Here is a 16,380-nt window from a genome sequence, read left to right as displayed (position 1 = left end):
AGCGATGACGGGTGGGCGATGGACGCGACCGCGGCTCGCGGGGAGACTGAACTGAACGCGGAGGGACGATCCTGGTGACTGACGATGCCGACCAGCCGGTAAGGCTGAGCCGCGAGTTCATCTTGGATACCGCGATCGAGCTGATCGATCGCGATGGTCTGACGAAACTGACCATGCGGCGGCTGGGTGCGGCCTGCGGCGTCGAGGCCATGGCGCTCTACCGTTATGTGCACAGCCGGGGCGATCTGCTGACCGGTGTCGTCAACCACATCGTGGACCGCCTCTACGCCGATCAGCTCGCCGCACGCCGGCAAGAGGACGGCTGGCAGGACTTTCTGCTCCGGCTCGGCCACGGCGTGCGCCAGATCGCCATCGACCATCCCGATGTGTTCCCGCTCGTGGCGACGGAAGCCCCCGAGGCACCGTGGGTGCGGCCACCACTGCGCAGCCTGCGCTGGATGGAGACTTTTCTGGAAACACTGCTGTCCTACGGGTTCAGCGACAACGCCGCAGTGGCCGCGTACCGGACGTACACCACGTTTCTGGTGGGTCAACTGCTGCTGGAGGTATCCGCGCGCGGGGTAACCCTCAGCCCCGACGAGGCCGTTCTCGACGATGAGCCGCGTCCCGACACGACGCTGGACGACTACCCGAACCTGCGTCGGCTGCAACCGATGCTGGCCGAGGACCACAGCGCCGACGAGTTCGAGGAAGCACTGGAGGCCATGCTCGACCGCATCGAGACCTGGCTGCCCAATCCCTGATCGGGACCATGATCACCCGTGTTTACAACGTAAACTTCGGCGGTTATGCTCGGTTTCATCGTGGAATCGAGCAAGCAGGATCACGAGCTGCACTGGACAGTTCGCACCATCCCCGAAGGCCTCATCGTGCAGGTCTTCGGACAAGCCGATGCCCACAATGAATCCGACTGGCAGCGCATGCTCCACGAATCGGCCGCCGCGGCACCCGAATCCTCGACGCTCGTCGTCGATGCGGGATCCCTGGACTTCATGAACTGCGGGGCGCTACTCGCCCTGGCCAAAATGACCGTCGACTGCCGCGCACAGGCGGTCACGTTGAGGGTGGTACTTCGTCAGCCGAGCATCCTGCGAATCATCACCGAATGCGGCATGGACGATGCGGTGTCGGCGCACCCGGACCTCAATTCGGCGTTGAACGGCCACCGCCCCCCATAGGATTCGATGGATGGCTGTCGACTGGGTGATCGCACCGCGTGACCGCGCACTCGATGGCCTCGAGGCCGGCCTGCAGGAGAGCTGCGGCGCGGCCCTCCTCGGCCCTTCCGGCGTGGGCAAAACCTCGCTGATTCGCACCGCCGCCGAACATCTGGCAAGCGATTTCCGTCGCGTGGTGTGGATAACCGGGACCGAATCGGCTGCGGCCGTTCCGTTCGCGGCGGTGGCGCACCTGATCGACATTCCTCCGGCGGGCAAGACCGCCGACGTGCTCCGGTCCGCACGTGAGACGCTCGGGACCGAGCTGTTGCTGGTCGTCGACGACGCACATCTGCTGGACCGCTTGTCCGCAGCCCTGGTGTACCAGCTCGCGGTCAGTGGGGCGGCCAAACTCATCGTCACCGCATCCGCGGCCGACGCACCCGACGACGTCGCGGCGCTGTGGGATGACGGCTTGGTGAATCGGGTCGAGATGGCACCGCCGGGCCACGACGACGCCCGCCTGGCCGATCAGGTCGCCACGTTTCTCGCCGATCTGCCAGACGGTGCGCTCTCCGTGCTACGGCAATTGTCGGTGCACGATCCACTCCCGCTGGCCGATCTGACGGCACTGACCAGCGCCGGGGCCGTACAAGAGGCACAAGAATGCGGCGTGGTGCGCGTCGAGGACGCGATGGCGCGCTGTGTGCATCCGCTGTTTCTCAGCGGCATGCGCGCGACCATCGGCGGGCCGGGGCTGAGGCGATTGCGCAGCACGCTGGTCGAGCGCTTGTCCGCGACGTCGCGGCCCGGTGTGGTGGACCGGCTGCGGGTGGCGGTACTCGCGCTCGACAGCGACGTCCGCCCGCCAGTGGACGAACTCGTGGGGGCCGCAAGCGAGGCGCTGCGGCTGGGCGACCTGGAACTGAGCGAGCGCCTGGCGCGGGCCGCGACTGCGGCGTCCTCCGATTTCACGGGCCTGCTCACTCTCGCGTACGCGTTGGCCTGGCAGGGACGTGGCCGTGAGGCTGATGCCGTTCTGGGACAGATCGATCCGGCCGGCCTGTCCGAGGACCAGCTGATGGCGTGGGCGTTGCCACAGGCGGCCAATCAGTTCTGGATGCTCTCGGAACCCGAACGCGCGACCGCATTCCTGCGTTCCACCCGCCGGCAGGTGTCGACGCCGCAGGCCCAGTCCACGCTCGACGCACTGGCGGCCACTTTCGCGATGAATGCCGGTACACCCCAACGGGCTTTGGGTCTGGCCATGGAGGTGCTGGACTCCCCGGCCGCCGATGACACCGCCATCGGCTGGGCGGGTTCGACGGCGGCGCTGAGTTGCGCCCGGCTTGGCCAGTTCGACCGGGTGGATGCGATGGCACAGCGTGCGCTGGCAGCCGGGCATCCGGGCCTGCTGCGGTTCACGAGCGGGTTCGGCCAAACCACGGCGCTGCTGATGACCGGGCAGCTGGACCGGGCCCAGGAAATGGCCAAGGGCATCACCGATTTCACCCAGCTGCTGCAGCCCGGCCGCTCCATCGGCGAGGTGCTGATGGCTGACGTGCTGCTGGTCCGCGGTGACTGCGATGAGGCGATTGCGTTGTTGCGCAAGGCGACCGCCGCGCTGGCGCCGACCGGGTATTCCTGGGGACCCCTGGCCTGGATGCTCTTGGCACAGGCCGTCGGCCAACGCGGCATGCCGGTCGAGGCCGGAAAAGCGTTGTCCCGGGCGGAATCCCGGCACGGGCTCAAGTCGATGTTGTTCGCGCCGGAGTTGGCGCTGGCCCGAGCCTGGATGTGTTCTGCCCGCAAGGATTCGGTGAGCGCGGTGACCGCCGCTCGCGAGGCCGCCAAAGCCGCCGAGCGTGGCGGACAATACGCGGTGATGCTGCGAGCCTTGCACGACGGCGTGAGACTGGGCGACACCCGCGCGGTCGATGCGTTGCTGCGCGTGGACCTGGATTGCGTGTTCGGGCAACTGACACTGGAGCACGCTCGGGCGCTGGCGGCCGGGGATCATGCCGCATTACGCAACGTGGCGACTCAATACCGCGACATCGGGATGCTTGCGGCCGCTGGGGATGCCACCCGTCAGGCGTGCGCGAGTTGAGTTCCCGCATCGGCACGAGGCCCGCCGACGGTAAAATGCCCAGTTAGACCGCACGACCTCGAGGGGGCTCGATGAACCAGCTCGTCGCCAACACAGGCGCGATCACCGGCCTGCAAGGCATCGTCGGCGGGGTCAGTGAAGACATCAGCAGCTTCAAGAATTCGTTCGCCGGCCCGTCAGACCTCGCGTCCAGCCACGGCGCCATAGGTTTCCCGATGCAGAACGCCTTCGATGGTGCGTCGTCTGCCCGTGACGGCGCTTTGGGCGCCACCCAGGTCGCCGCGGGCAGGATGTCCGAATTGCTCGGCAAGGCCTCGCAGGCATACGCCCGCGGTGACATGGATGCCGCCGAGCGGCTCAAGGCCCAGGCCGATGCGCTCGATGGAGGAAAGTCCTCTGCGTCTGCGGCGGGCGGTGGCTCAGGTGGTTCCGGTGACGCGAGCTCGGGAGCGGGCGGTGCGGGCCAGATGATGGGCCAGTTCAGCCAGATGGCCGGCCAGATGATGCAGTCGGTCACCCAGCCGCTGCAGGGGCTGACCCAGGCGATGACGCAGGTGCCACAACAGGCCATGCAGGGTGTGCAGGGCATTGTCGAAGCTGCCATGCAGGGTGCCGGCGGAGGCGGCGAGGCTGCCGCGATGGCATCCGATGTCAGTGGTGCGGGAGCCGAGAACGCCATCAAAGCCGCCGACCACCAGGGACCCGGCGCCGACGGCGCCGGTGGACCCGCCGACCAGTCCGATGCCAAGCACGACGGTAAGGACGATGCCAAGCACGAGGGCAGAGACGACAGGTTGGACGGCGCCCGGCACGACAGCACCGAGGGCGCTCGCGCCCCCGTGGCCGAGGCAGGGGCCGCCGCCGGTGCGGCAGTGGAGGACGGCTTCGGCGTCAGCACGGTGCCGACCCAGATTCACAACATCAACCCGCGGCAGCAGTAGCGCTCAACTCTCCACCGTCCAGGCGCAGCCAGCGGTCGATACCGATGGCCTTCAGGAACCGTTCGTCGTGGCTGACCACCACGAACGCGCCCCGGTAGGCGTTCAGTGCGGACTCCAGTTGTCCCACGCTGACCAGATCGAGGTTGTTCGTCGGCTCGTCCAGGAGCAGCAGCTGGGGTGCCGGTTCGGCATAGAGCACGCACGCCAGCGTCGCCCGTAACCGCTCCCCGCCCGACAACGCGACCACCGGCAGGTGGATGCGGTCGCCACGAAACAGGAACTGTGCCAACAGATGCATGCGCCGGGTATGCGACAGACTCGGTGCGGCGGACGCCAGGTTCTCGGCCACCGTGCGGTCGTCGTCCAGCAGGTCCAAGCGTTGCGAGAGCGAGGCGATGCGCCCGTCGGCTCGCTGCACTGTCCCGGACTCGGGCTCCAGGGTGCCGTCGATGAGCCGCAGCAGCGTCGACTTTCCTGCTCCGTTGGGACCGGTCAACGCGATACGCTCCGGGCCGCGCACGGTGAACCCGATACCGTTGTCGACAAACAGTTTCCGGCCACCACGGCTGATCTGCAGTCCGTCCCCGGCAAAGACGGTCCGGCCGGCCGGCACCATGGTGTCGGGCAGGTCCAGCGCAATTACCTTGTCGTCACGCAACATTCGCTCGGCTTCGCCGAGGCGGTTGCGCGCGTCATCGACCCGCTTGGCATGCACATCATCGGCCCGGGCGGCCGATTCCTGCGCATCGCGTTTGAGCTTGCCCGCCACGATCTTCGGCAACCCGGCGTCCTTGACGTTGCGCGCCGCGTTCGACGAGCGTCGGGCAGCACGCTCCCGCGCCTCCTGCATCTGTCGCTTCTCGCGCTTGAGCTGTTGTTCGGCGTTGCGGATATTGCCCTCGGCCACCGCCTGTGCCGCCTCCACGGTCTGCTGGTAGTCGGTGAAATTGCCTCCGTAGAAGATCATCTCACCGCCGTAGAGCTCGGCAATCTGGTCCATGCGGTCCAGCAGCACCCGGTCGTGGCTGACCACCAGCAGGCAGCCGGAGTAGCCGTCGAGCGCGTCGTACAGGCGGTGCCGGGCCGCGCTGTCCAGGTTGTTGGTGGGTTCGTCGAGCAGCAGCACACTGGGCCGCTTGAGCAGTTGGGCCGCCAGTCCCAACGACACCACTTCCCCACCCGACAACGTTCCCAGCCGCCGATCCAACGCCAGGTTGTCGAGCCCGAGCCGGTCCAACTGGGCACGCGAGCGTTCTTCGATGTCCCAGTCGTCGCCGATGGTGGAGAACACTTCCTCGCTGGCGTCACCGGCGGCCAGCGCCGCCAATGCGTCGAGCACCGGGGCCACTCCCAGCACCGCGGCCACGGTGAGATCGGCGGTGAACGGCAGGCTTTGGGGTAGGTAACCGATAGCACCGTCGACGGTCACCGAGCCTGCAGAGGGACGGTATTCGCCGGCGATCAGCTTGAGCAGCGTGCTCTTTCCGGCGCCGTTGGGCGCCACCAGGCCGGTGCGTCCAGGGCCGATCGAGAACGACAGGTCCGAGAACAGCTCGACGTCATCGGGCCAGGAGAACGACAAATGGGAACAGACAATGGACATGCTGGGACTCCAAGGCGCTGCGGGCAGAAGGCACCGCACAGATGGACAGGAATGAATCGACTCTCGGGATCACCCGGAGATGTCTTCTCCCAGCATGTTTTCGGCCCACCTCGGTTGACAGCAGATGCGTTACCCATAGTACGCACGCGCGCAATCGATTATCACGGCGTCGTGGTCGGCGGCCCGATGGGCTCACCGACCACGACGGCTGGCCCTAACGCTGCGGTGGATACCGATCGTCAGGGTGGCGTGGATCAGGCGCGCCCATCCGGGGGCTCGACGCGCCGCAGCTGCTGCGCTCCGGCCGGGTAGTCCGGATTCGGTTGGGCTGCATGGGTTTGTGTGGCACCTGCGTAGGAAGGTTGATGGGGACGGTTCGCCTCGGCCTGGCTGCGCATGGCCGGAATCTCGGCCTCGATATTGCCGAGCCAGCGATCCCAACGTTCCTGCATCGGTCGGACCAGACCACCGCCGACACCCACGACGGCCACGCCGCCGATGGTGGCGAGAACCGCGATGAGTACCGGCGTGGTGACGGTGGTGGCGACACCGATCTGGTTCAGCGCCGCGATGATGCCGATGCCCCAGACGAACAACGACGCCACGGTGCCCAACAAGTTGCCGTAGGACAACCCACCGAGCACGTCGCCGATCACCGTTTTCACGCCCTTGGCAATAGCACCGATGATCACGATGATCACCAGAGCGATGAAAAGCTTGGGCAGCCATGCCACTACGCCGGCAAGCAACTCACTGACCGGATTGGGGCCCCACACTCCGAAACCCATTTGCAAAGTGATCAGCAGGATCGCGTAGTAGGCGAGTTTGGCGAGGATGCCCGATGCATCGTAATTGCTCCGGGCCAGCAGATCTTTGAGCCCGCCTCGTTCCACGACGCGGTCGAAGCCGATGCGACCGAGAATCGCCTTGACGATCCGGGCAACGATTTTGGCGATGATCCAGCCGATGACAAGGATTGCTAGAAAGGCGAGGAGTTTCGGCACGAAGGTTGCTATCGAGGTCCAGGCCTCGGACACTCCGCCCTCGAAATCGATCGCCAGGTTGGCGGATGACACTGGTCTTCTCCTTTGTCGAGTTATCGGACACGACCCAGACCGTCTGCCGAAAACGGCACGTCATACGGCAATCAACGCGCCAGGGGAAATTTTCCCGGGAGCCCCTGCAGCCAAGCCGTGCAGTCACCATAACCCCATTTTGGAGTCATTTCACGGGCTATAGCGCAAATGATTCCAAGTTCGCTGGTAGTCCGGCTAAATTCGTGTTGAATTTGCTGCAGACTCCGTGGCGCCGGGCAGCAAAATGGCCGCTGACGTCATCGGAAAGTCATTTCAGAACGTCCCGCGCAGCCGATCAAGTTGTCGCCGTTCCCGTTTCGTGGGCCGACCGGCTCCTCGATCACGGACCGGAACGGCGGCCACCATCTCCTTGGGCGGCGGTGGCGGGCTGCGGTCGATCAGGCATTCCGACGCGACCGCCGCTCCCACACGTTTGGCGATGGGCCGGATGACCTCGACGATCCGTTCCCGCCCGTCCAGCCGGACCCGCACTTCGTCACCGGGGCTCACGTGCTGCGCTGGTTTGGCGGGCACGTTGTTGACCCGGACGTGGCCGCCGCGGCAGGCGGCCGCCGCCGCGGACCGGGTCTTGGTGATCCGCACGGCCCAGATCCAGCTGTCGACGCGAACGGAACTCATGTCAGATAGCGCCGCAGCATGTCGGTGACGGTGGTGATCTGCGCGACCTCTACCCGCTCGTCGACCTTGTGAGCCAGGTTGGGGTCGCCCGGCCCATAGTTGACGGCGGGGATGCCGAGCGCGGCGAAGCGGGACACATCCGTCCAGCCGTACTTGGCGCGGACCTGTCCCCCGGCCGCGGCCACCAGCGCGGCAGCCGCCGGTTTGGCCAGCCCCGGCAGGGCGCCCGCGGCGGCGTCGGTGAGGTCGATGGTGACGTCGAGCCCGTCGAACACCTCATGGACGTGGCCGACGGCCTGCTCGACACTGCGGTCGGGAGCGAACCGGAAGTTCACCGTCACCGATGCGGCATCGGGGATGACGTTGCCGGCGATGCCGCCGTCGATGCGCACCGCGGACAGCCCTTCTCGGTACACGCAACCATCGATGTCGACGTCGCGGGGCTGGTACGCCGTCAACCGGTCCAGCACGGCGCCGAGTTTGTGAATGGCGTTGTCGCCCAGCCAGGATCGCGCGGAATGCGCGCGAGTGCCGTTGGCACTGACGACGACGCGGATGGTGCCCTGGCAGCCCGCCTCGATGAAGCCGCCGGACGGTTCGCCGAGGATCGCGACGTCGGCCCGTAGCCAGTCCGGCAGCTCGCGTTCGATACGACCCAGCCCGTTGGCGCTGGACTCGATTTCCTCACAGTCGTACATCACCAGGGTGATGTCGTGGCTCGGCTCGGCGATGGTGGCCGCCAGGTGCAGGAACACCGCGTCGCCGGACTTCATGTCCGAGGTGCCGCAACCCCACATCTCACCGTTCTTGATGTGGCTGGGCAGGTTGTCCGCCACGGGAACGGTGTCGATGTGACCAGCCAGCAGCACCCGCGACGGGCGGCCCAGGTTGGTGCGGGCCAGGACCGCGTCACCGTTGCGGACCACCTCGAACCACGGCGCCTGTGCGCGTAGCGCAGCTTCGATCTCGTCGGCGATCAGCTGCTCATGGCGGGATTCGCTGGGTATGTCCACCAAGGCAGCGGTCAGCGCGATCGGATCGGCAGTCAAATCCAGCGATGAGCCGCTCGCGCGAAGAGCCGAAGAGTGCGCCACGGTCCTCGACATTAGTCCAGTAACCTTGGCCAGCGTGACTGCAGCATCTGGCGTCGGCCTGGCCACCATCACCGCCGACGGGACCGTCCTTGACACCTGGTTTCCCGCCCCTGAGCTGAGCGCCTCCGGCGACGCCGGCACGGTGAAGCTCACGGGCGACGATGTGCCCGCCGAATTCGCGGGCCTGACCGGCCCCGACGCCGACCGCGGTGTCGAGGTGGTGGCGGTACGCACCACGATCGCCGACCTCGCGGACAAACCCGCCGACACGCACGACGTCTGGCTGCGGCTGCACCTGCTCTCGCACCGGCTCGTAGCCCCGCATGGCGCCAATATGGACGGCGTCTTCGGCCTGCTGGCCAACGTGGTGTGGACCAATTTCGGTCCGTGCGCGGTCGAGGGTTTCGAGACGGCGCGGGCCCGGTTGCGGCGTCGGGGCGCAGTGGCCGTGTACGGCATCGACAAGTTCCCCCGCATGGTCGACTACGTGACCCCGTCAGGCGTGCGGATCGCCGACGCCGACCGCGTGCGGCTGGGTGCCCACCTTGCCGCGGGCACCACGGTCATGCACGAAGGTTTCGTGAACTTCAACGCCGGCACCCTGGGCACCTCGATGGTCGAGGGCCGGATCTCGGCCGGTGTGGTGGTGGACGACGGCTCCGACATCGGTGGCGGGGCGTCCATCATGGGCACGCTGTCCGGCGGCGGCAAAGAGGTGATCAAGGTGGGCAAGCGTTGCCTGCTGGGCGCCAACTCGGGTCTGGGAATTTCTTTGGGCGACGACTGTGTGGTCGAGGCCGGGCTCTATGTCACCGGCGGTACCAAAGTGACAACCGCAGACGGCCAAACCACCAAGGCTGTCGAGCTGTCGGGGGCCAACAACCTGCTGTTCCGCCGCAACTCGCTTTCCGGTGCGGTTGAGGTGGTCAAGCGTGACGGCACCGGCATCACGCTCAACGACGCGCTACACGCCAACTAGATTTCCGTCCGGCCGAGCGTGGGCTTGTGTTTCACACTTCCGCGAAGGACTGAAACACAAGCCGACGTTCGAGCTGGCTCACGCCGCTTTAGGTGCAGGGAATCCCGTGTGGGCCACCGATCCAGTGACCAGGCGGGTTGTTTCCGGGGCACCACTTCTTGATCTGCCCAGGCGGCAGGTTGGGGCCCGGGTTCCAATCCACCCAGCCGGGGCCCGGAACCCACGGAATACGGGGGCCAGGGTCAGCCTGCGCTGAGGCCGTGCCGAGCCCGAGGGATCCGGCACCGAGCGCACCGGCGATCATTGCTGTTCCCGCGATCTTTTTGAGATTCACGTGTGGCCTCCAAACATCGGCAGGTTGACGTGCACTTTCTAACCCCTCTATCGCCCACGCTACGCTTTTTGTTAACGCGCTGACGGGGTCGGCTATTTCAGGGCGAACGCGGCGATCAGGTCCACCTCGGCCTGCTGATCGTCCGGGATGAAGTCCGGATGCAGACGATTCCTGACCACGTTGTTCCCCGGCACGGTTCCTGAACGAGGTGCGGGGTGAGGATCGGCTGCGGGGTCGTGTGCGTCGATGCAGACCGCGGAGAACCTCAGCCCGATTGCGCCAGTTCCTTTTTCATCACCTTGCCCATGGCGTTGCGTGGCAGGCTGTCGACAAGTCGAACTTCGCGGGGGCGTTTGTGCGCTGAAAGTTGTTGAGCGACAAATTCGATCAGAACCTCGGGCGCGGCATTGCCGACGACGAACGCGACGATCCGCTGCCCCAGGTCGTCGTCGGGCACCCCGACCACAGCCGCCTCGTCGACACCGTCATGACCGAGCAGCACCGTCTCGATCTCACCTGCACCGATGCGGTAACCGCCCGATTTGATCAGATCCACCGACTCGCGCCCGACGATGCGGTGCATACCGTCGGCATCGATGACCGCGACGTCGCCGGTGCGGTACCAGCCGTCGGAATCGAAGGCCTCGGCAGTGGCCTCGGGCCGGTTGAGGTAGCCGCCGAACACCATGGGGCCCTTTATCTGGAGCCGTCCGATGGTTTCGCCGTCGTGCGGCACCGGTGCGCCGTCGTCGTCGACGAGCCGGGTCTGCACCCCGGCCAGCGGCAGCCCGACCCAACCGGGCCTGCGCTCACCGTCGACGCGGGTGCTCAGCGTGATCAGCGATTCGGTGCTGCCGTAACGCTCCACCGGCGCATGCCCGGTCAATCGCACCAACTCGTCGAACACCGGAACGGGCAGCGGCGCGCTACCGGACACCAGCAGCCTGGCCGTGGACAGGGCCAGGGCCGAATCGAGATCCTTGACCACGCGCGACCACACCGTCGGTACCCCGAAATACAGCGTGCCCTGGGCTTGCGCGTACGCGGCCGGGGTCGGTTTCCCGGTGTGTACGAAGCGGTTTCCGATCCGCAGCGAGCCCAGCAGCCCCAGCACCAGACCGTGCACGTGGAAGAGGGGCAGCCCGTGTACCAGGGTGTCGTCGGCCGTCCATTGCCACGCGGCGGCCAGTGCGTCGATGTCGTCGGCGATGGCCTGGCGGCTGATCGGGACGCCCTTGGGCGCTCCGGTGGTCCCGGAGGTGTACATGATGATCGCGGTCGAGTTCGGGGCCGGTTCGGGATAGCGGTGCCAGGACCGGGCGTGCAGCCGCACCGGGACGTGCGGCAGCCCCTCGGCCTCCTCAGGCTGCTCCCCCAGCCAGGCCTGGGCGCCGGAGTCGGCGAGGATGTGCCGACGTTCGGCCGTGCCGACGTCGGCCGGTACCGGGACCACGGGCACGCCGGCGATCAAGCATCCGATGATGGCGAGGACCGTCGTCGGGGTTGGGGTCGCCAGCACAGCGACGCGCTGCGCAACGGCCACCCGCTCGGCCACCGAGGTGGCGGCGCCGACGAGATCACTCCGGCTCAGCACCGTCCCGTCGATGGAGACAGCGTCGACGAGTTCGGCGCCCGCGGCGACCGCTGCAGGGTTCAAAGAGGCCAGCAACACTCTTGTGAGGCTACCGTCGGGTGCCATGGGCACAGCAGCTGGACGCGGCCGCGACGATGCGGGCCGGCCGCGCAACACCCGTCCGCGTGACGCACTCGGCCGGCCGTTGCCCTACGGCAGTGAGGGCGTGCCCCGGATCCCCGACGACCTGGAGCTCTCGCCGGCCGAAACGCTCGCCTACGCCCAGGATCTGCTCGACCGCGGTCAGGCGTTCAGTGCGCACGAAGTCCTCGAGGCGGCATGGAAGAACGGCCCGGAGCACGAGCGTGCGCTCTGGCAGGGATTGGCCCAGCTGGCCGTGGGTATCACCCATGTGCAGCGCGGCAACCGGGCCGGTGCGGCCGCCCTGCTGCGGCGGGCATCGACGCGGCTGTCACTTGTCGACCGACCGGCGCCCTATGGCGTCGACGTGGCCGGCCTGGTCGCCTATGCCGATGCCCTGGCCGGTGACGTCGAGAACGCCGGCGACATCGCGCCGGTGCGGCTGCGCACCGGTCTGAGGGCCACGATCCGCCGGACGGCGACGCGCGAGGTGTACCGCAACAACTGGCTGACGCTGCGCGAGGACGACATCGTCCGTCCCGACGGCAGCGCCGGCATCTACGCCGTGGTGGACAAACCCACCTATGCCCTGGTGATCCCGTATGACGCCGATCAGGATCGGTTCCATCTCGTCGAGCAGTTCCGCTACCCGCTGGGGCTGCGCCGCTGGGAGTTCCCGCAGGGCACCGCACCCGACCAGCATCACCTCGATCCGGAAACCCTGGCCCACCGCGAACTTCGCGAGGAGACCGGGCTGCGGGCCCAGACCATGGAACGACTCGGTCAGCTGGACGTGGCCGCCGGGATGAGCAGCCAGCGCGGGTGGGTATTTCTGGCGACGGGCCTCACCGAGGGCGAACACGAACGCGAGCACGAGGAACAGGACATGCACAGCGCGTGGTTCTCCCGCGCCGAACTGGACCGCATGATCCGGGACGGCGAGGTCACCGATGCCCAGTCGATCGCCGCGCTGACATTTCTGCTGTTGCGCGAGAGCCGAATTCAGCGTTGACATCAACTTAGGTTGAGGTTCTAGCGTCGACCGTGTGAGCCAATCAGAGGTGGTAGTCGACCAAGTTGTCCTGCGCGACGGCTTCGTCCCGTTGATCGATATCAGCAGCGCGCGCACTGGCGACGCGCGTCAGCGTCAGGTGGTGGCCGATGCCATCGGCCGGTGCTGCGAGACCAGTGGGTTTCTCCTGCTCGCTGGACACGGGGTCCCCGATGCGGTGATCGACGATGTCAATCGCGCTCTGCGCGAGTTCTTCTCGCTGCCTCAGGCCGCGAAGGAGCAGATCAGGGCGGACCCCGCCGATCCGCTGGCCCGCGGGTTCAGCAGTGCGGGCAAGCTCGCGGCCACCAATGACGGAGCCGACCCCGAAGCCGAGCATGAATCACCGGACAGTGTCGAGAAATTCGTGTACTTCCCGCTGGGCAACACCGAAGGCTGCGACCGGCCCACCTGGCCCGACGTGCCGGGATTCCGTACGGCCTACCAGCGCTACTACGACGAGATGGCCGTGCTTGCGACCGAGTTGTCGCGGCTGTTCGCCCTGGCCCTCGGACTACGCGAAGACTGGTTCGATGGCTTGATCGACCGGCACCACTCCAACCTGATGGCCAACCACTACCCGGCTGATCGTCAGCCGGCCGGACACGTCCGGCTGAGCCGGCACAGCGACTGGGGCAACCTCACCATCCTGCTGCAGGACGAATCCCAGAGCGGACTCCAGGTTCGGGGCGTTCGCGGCGAGTGGCTCGACGTTCCGGTGGTCCCGGGATCGTTCGTCATCAACATCGGTGACCTGTTGGCCCGGTGGACCAACGACCGGTGGGTCAGCACCGTGCACCGCGTGGTGAGCACGGGCGCCGGTGCTGAACGGTTCAGCCTGCCGTTCTTCCACCAGCCCAATTACGACGCCCTGATCGAGTGCATCCCCACCTGCGCGACGGCGGACAATCCGCCACGGTACGAGCCCGTGGTGTCGGGGCCTTATCTGCTGGACAAGTTCAAGCTCGCCTACGACCTGAGTCCCGGCTGACGTCGGCTCAGTGGCGCTCGGCCAGTGCCCGCAGGAAGAACATCAGGTTGGCCGGGCGCTCGGCCAACCGCCGCACGAAGTAGCCGTACCATTCGTTGCCGAACGGAACGTACACCCGCACATGGTTGCCCGCCTCGGCCAGCCGACGTTGTTCAGCGTCGCGAATGTTATAGAGCATCTGGTACTCGAAACCGTCCACGCCTCGGCCGAATTCGTCAGCCAGGGCGGGCACCGCGTCGATGATCACCGGGTCGTGTGAGGCCACCATCGGGTAGCCCGAACCGGCCATGAGCACCCGCAGGCACCGCAGGTAGGAGTCGGTGACCTCGCCTGCGTCGCGGTAGGCCACCGAGGCGGGTTCGTCGTAAGCGCCCTTGCAGAGCCTGATCCGGGCTCCGGCTGCGGCGAACTCGCGGCAATCCGCCTCGGTGCGGCGCAGGTAGGCCTGCAGAACCGTGCCCAGCCAGTCGAATTCGGTACGAAGGTCACGCACGATCGACAGCGTCGAGTCGGTGGTGGTGTGGTCTTCGGCGTCCACGGTCACCCAGGCGCCCACCTCGCGGGCCTTGGCGCAGATCGTGTGCGCATTCTCGTAGGCGATCTTTTCGCCATCACGCGGCAACGCCTGGCCGAGCGCCGATAGCTTGAGCGACACTTCGAGCGGCTGCGCTGCCGCCTCGACGTCGCCGCGACGAGCCAGCCCTTCGAGCAGGGTCAGATAGGCCTGCACGGTACGCTCGGCGTCCTCGCTGCTCGTGGTGTCCTCACCGAGGTAGTCGACGGTGACAAAGCGACCCGAATCCCGCAGCGCCCCAACGGTGTCAAGCGCGTCGGGTACCGTCTCGCCCGCGACGAAACGGTCGACCACCTTGCGGGTGATCGGGAGGCGCTCAGCCGTGTGGCGTAGCCGCGGCGAGCGCGACGCGGCCAGGATCGTCGGGCGCGCAACCCGCTGAAACACTCCCATCTCAGACCTCCATGTGGGGGTAAGTGTGATTGGTCGGCGGTACGAACGTCTCCTTGATGGATCGGGCCGAGGTCCAGCGCAACAGGTTCAGCGCGGAGCCGGCCTTGTCGTTGGTGCCCGAGGCCCGTGATCCGCCGAACGGCTGCTGGCCGACGACCGCGCCGGTCGGCTTGTCGTTGACGTAGAAGTTGCCCGCGGCGTTCCGCAGCCGTTCGGCGGCGGTGAGCACCGCGGTGCGATCGTCGGCGATCACCGCCCCGGTCAGCGCGTAACGGGCACCGGTGTCGACGACGTCGAGGATCCGTTCGTATTCCGCGTCCGGGTAGACGTGTACGGCCAGGATCGGACCGAAGAACTCGGTGGAGAAGGCCTCGTCGGTCGGATCGTCGGAGAGCAGCACGGTGGGCCGCACGAAATAGCCTTCAGTGTCGTCGTATTCGCCTCCAGCCGCGATGGTGACGCCCGCGGCACCCTTGGCCCGCTCGATCGCCGCGACGTTCTTCGCGAAGGCGCGGTCGTCGATCACGGCGCCGCCGTAGTTGGTCAGGTCGGTGACATCTCCGCACTTGAGGTCCACTGTGGCCGACAGGAAATCGTCGCCCATGTGGTTCCAGACCGAACGCGGGATGAAGGCCCGGGAGGCCGCTGAGCATTTCTGCCCCTGGTAGTCGAAGGCACCGCGAATCAGGGCCGTGCGCAGCACATCCGGGCGGGCCGAGGCATGGGCGAGGACGAAGTCCTTGCCGCCGGTCTCGCCGACCAGCCGCGGGTAGGTGTGGTAGCGGTCGATGTTCGCGCCGACTTCACGCCACAGGTGCTGGAAGGTGGCGGTGGACCCGGTGAAATGGATGCCGGCCAGGCGCGGATCGGCCAGTGCCACATCCGAGACCGCGATCCCGTCCCCCGTCAGCAGGTTGATCACACCGGGCGGCAGCCCAGCGGCCTCCAACAGCTGCATGATCAGGTAGGCCGCGAAAGTCTGTGTGGGTGAGGGTTTCCACACCACGGTGTTGCCCATCAACGCAGGTGCAGTGGGCAAGTTGCCCGCGATCGCGCTGAAATTGAACGGCGTGATGGCATAGACGAAGCCTTCCAGCGGCCGGTGGTCGGTGCGGTTCCACACGCCAGGGCTGCTGATCGGCTGCTGGGCCAGGATCTGGCGGGCGAATGCGACGTTGAACCGCCAGAAGTCGATCAGTTCGCAGGGCGCATCGATCTCGGCCTGGTAGGCGGACTTGGACTGACCGAGCATGGTGGCCGCGGCGATCTTCTCCCGCCACGGCCCGGACAGGAGGTCGGCCGCCCGCAGGAACACCGCGGCGCGTTCGTCGAACGGCAGCGCGGCCCAGTCGCGCTTGGCGGCCAGGGCGGCCTCGATGGCCGCGGTGGCGTCGGAGTGTTCGGCGTTGGTCAGGGTGCCCAGCCGCGCGCTGTGGCAGTGCGGCTGCACCACGTCGATGCGTGCGCCGCTGCCCATCGTGTGTTTGCCGCCGATGACGTGCGGCAGGTCGATCGGTGCCCCGGCGAGTTCGCCGAGCGCGGTGCTGAGGCGGGTCCGTTCGGCTGAGCCCGGTGCGTAGTCATGGACCGGCTCGTTGGCCGGCAACGGCACGTTGGTGATGGCATCCATGTCTCCAGAATCCTCGACGTGACCCACGTAACACTTGTCTGATCAGACAAGCTTTACCTCGTTGATCAGTAGA

At 66.9% G+C, this 16,380-nt stretch carries 14 protein-coding genes and 1 pseudogene; 8 read left to right on the top strand and 7 right to left on the bottom strand.

Going from position 1 to position 16,380, the window contains the following annotated elements; all coding sequences use genetic code 11:
* Nucleotides 1-74 precede the first annotated feature (74 nt).
* The 4 genes from E0T84_RS08420 to E0T84_RS08405 all read left to right on the top strand — a co-directional run bounded on the left by E0T84_RS08420 (nucleotide 75) and on the right by E0T84_RS08405 (nucleotide 4,229).
* Nucleotides 75-764 carry a TetR/AcrR family transcriptional regulator gene (locus tag E0T84_RS08420; protein ID WP_083284222.1) on the top strand — a complete coding sequence of 230 codons (690 nt, stop codon included), beginning with the start codon at nucleotides 75-77 and terminating at the stop codon, nucleotides 762-764.
* A gap of 45 nt (nucleotides 765-809) precedes the next feature.
* Complete coding sequence (locus E0T84_RS08415; RefSeq protein WP_070186857.1) at nucleotides 810-1,199, top strand: anti-sigma factor antagonist; 390 nt, start codon at nucleotides 810-812, stop codon at nucleotides 1,197-1,199.
* Nucleotides 1,200-1,209: 10 nt separating this feature from the next.
* Complete coding sequence (locus E0T84_RS08410) at nucleotides 1,210-3,288, top strand: ATP-binding protein (RefSeq protein WP_138744209.1); 2,079 nt, start codon at nucleotides 1,210-1,212, stop codon at nucleotides 3,286-3,288.
* A gap of 71 nt (nucleotides 3,289-3,359) precedes the next feature.
* Nucleotides 3,360-4,229: a type VII secretion target gene (locus tag E0T84_RS08405; RefSeq protein WP_138744208.1), complete on the top strand. Its 870-nt coding sequence runs from the start codon at nucleotides 3,360-3,362 to the stop codon at nucleotides 4,227-4,229.
* Here E0T84_RS08405 and E0T84_RS08400 read toward each other — a convergent pair.
* From E0T84_RS08400 to dapE, 4 genes are all read right to left on the bottom strand, one after another.
* Entirely contained in the window at nucleotides 4,210-5,832 is a 1,623-nt protein-coding gene (locus tag E0T84_RS08400; protein ID WP_070186860.1) for an ABC-F family ATP-binding cassette domain-containing protein, read from the bottom strand. The two genes, E0T84_RS08405 and E0T84_RS08400, sit on opposite strands and share 20 nt — an antisense overlap.
* A 254-nt stretch (nucleotides 5,833-6,086) precedes the next feature.
* Nucleotides 6,087-6,908, bottom strand: a complete 822-nt coding sequence (locus E0T84_RS08395; RefSeq protein ID WP_070186861.1) for a hypothetical protein — start codon at nucleotides 6,906-6,908, stop codon at nucleotides 6,087-6,089.
* A 273-nt stretch (nucleotides 6,909-7,181) separates the two neighbouring features.
* Complete coding sequence (locus E0T84_RS08390; RefSeq protein ID WP_070186862.1) at nucleotides 7,182-7,547, bottom strand: RNA-binding S4 domain-containing protein; 366 nt, start codon at nucleotides 7,545-7,547, stop codon at nucleotides 7,182-7,184.
* On the bottom strand, nucleotides 7,544-8,602 hold the full coding sequence (gene dapE, locus E0T84_RS08385; RefSeq protein ID WP_249383600.1) for a succinyl-diaminopimelate desuccinylase: 1,059 nt from the start codon (nucleotides 8,600-8,602) through the stop codon (nucleotides 7,544-7,546). The genes E0T84_RS08390 and dapE overlap by 4 nt, the downstream gene beginning before the upstream one ends.
* Nucleotides 8,603-8,675: 73 nt before the next feature.
* Between dapE and dapD the strand changes: the two genes are divergently transcribed.
* Complete coding sequence (dapD, locus tag E0T84_RS08380; RefSeq protein WP_138744206.1) at nucleotides 8,676-9,620, top strand: 2,3,4,5-tetrahydropyridine-2,6-dicarboxylate N-succinyltransferase; 945 nt, start codon at nucleotides 8,676-8,678, stop codon at nucleotides 9,618-9,620.
* Nucleotides 9,621-10,219: 599 nt separating this feature from the next.
* Here dapD and E0T84_RS08370 read toward each other — a convergent pair.
* Nucleotides 10,220-11,626 (bottom strand): acyl-CoA synthetase, encoded by a 1,407-nt coding sequence (locus E0T84_RS08370; RefSeq protein WP_070945564.1) that lies wholly within the window; start codon nucleotides 11,624-11,626, stop codon nucleotides 10,220-10,222.
* Nucleotides 11,627-11,651: 25 nt separating this feature from the next.
* Here E0T84_RS08370 and E0T84_RS31795 point away from each other — a divergent pair.
* From E0T84_RS31795 to E0T84_RS08360, 3 genes and pseudogenes are all read left to right on the top strand, one after another.
* Nucleotides 11,652-12,131 (top strand): annotated as a pseudogene (locus E0T84_RS31795) (DUF309 domain-containing protein); the annotation flags it as partial.
* Nucleotides 12,123-12,680, top strand: a complete 558-nt coding sequence (locus tag E0T84_RS31790) for an NUDIX hydrolase (RefSeq protein WP_070185046.1) — start codon at nucleotides 12,123-12,125, stop codon at nucleotides 12,678-12,680. The pseudogene E0T84_RS31795 and the gene E0T84_RS31790, both read left to right, overlap by 9 nt.
* 34 nt (nucleotides 12,681-12,714) lie before the next feature.
* Nucleotides 12,715-13,710, top strand: coding sequence for an isopenicillin N synthase family oxygenase (locus E0T84_RS08360; protein WP_083283923.1), 996 nt, complete (start codon nucleotides 12,715-12,717; stop codon nucleotides 13,708-13,710).
* A gap of 7 nt (nucleotides 13,711-13,717) precedes the next feature.
* On the opposite strand, the gene E0T84_RS08355 is transcribed toward E0T84_RS08360, so the two are convergent.
* Nucleotides 13,718-14,677, bottom strand: coding sequence for a proline dehydrogenase family protein (locus tag E0T84_RS08355; protein ID WP_070185041.1), 960 nt, complete (start codon nucleotides 14,675-14,677; stop codon nucleotides 13,718-13,720).
* Between the two features lies 1 nt (nucleotide 14,678).
* Complete coding sequence (gene pruA / locus E0T84_RS08350; protein ID WP_138744204.1) at nucleotides 14,679-16,307, bottom strand: L-glutamate gamma-semialdehyde dehydrogenase; 1,629 nt, start codon at nucleotides 16,305-16,307, stop codon at nucleotides 14,679-14,681.
* Nucleotides 16,308-16,380 lie beyond the last annotated feature (73 nt).

It is taken from the genome of Mycobacterium sp. DBP42 (genome assembly GCF_005924235.1).
In the GTDB taxonomy this organism is placed as follows: Bacteria; Actinomycetota; Actinomycetes; order Mycobacteriales; family Mycobacteriaceae; genus Mycobacterium; species Mycobacterium syngnathidarum.
This window is presented reverse-complemented; position numbering and strand designations above follow the sequence as displayed.

Excerpts from the sequence above, each read along its gene's own strand:
- E0T84_RS08415 (WP_070186857.1), top strand. The coding sequence starts at position 810 with ATGCTCGGTTTCATCGTGGAATCGAGCAAGCAGGATCACGAGCTGCAC.
- pruA (WP_138744204.1), bottom strand. The coding sequence starts at position 16,307 with ATGGATGCCATCACCAACGTGCCGTTGCCGGCCAACGAGCCGGTCCAT.
- E0T84_RS08355 (WP_070185041.1), bottom strand. The coding sequence starts at position 14,677 with ATGGGAGTGTTTCAGCGGGTTGCGCGCCCGACGATCCTGGCCGCGTCG.
- E0T84_RS08410 (WP_138744209.1), top strand. The coding sequence starts at position 1,210 with ATGGCTGTCGACTGGGTGATCGCACCGCGTGACCGCGCACTCGATGGC.
- E0T84_RS08390 (WP_070186862.1), bottom strand. The coding sequence starts at position 7,547 with ATGAGTTCCGTTCGCGTCGACAGCTGGATCTGGGCCGTGCGGATCACC.
- E0T84_RS08400 (WP_070186860.1), bottom strand. The coding sequence starts at position 5,832 with ATGTCCATTGTCTGTTCCCATTTGTCGTTCTCCTGGCCCGATGACGTC.
- E0T84_RS08405 (WP_138744208.1), top strand. The coding sequence starts at position 3,360 with ATGAACCAGCTCGTCGCCAACACAGGCGCGATCACCGGCCTGCAAGGC.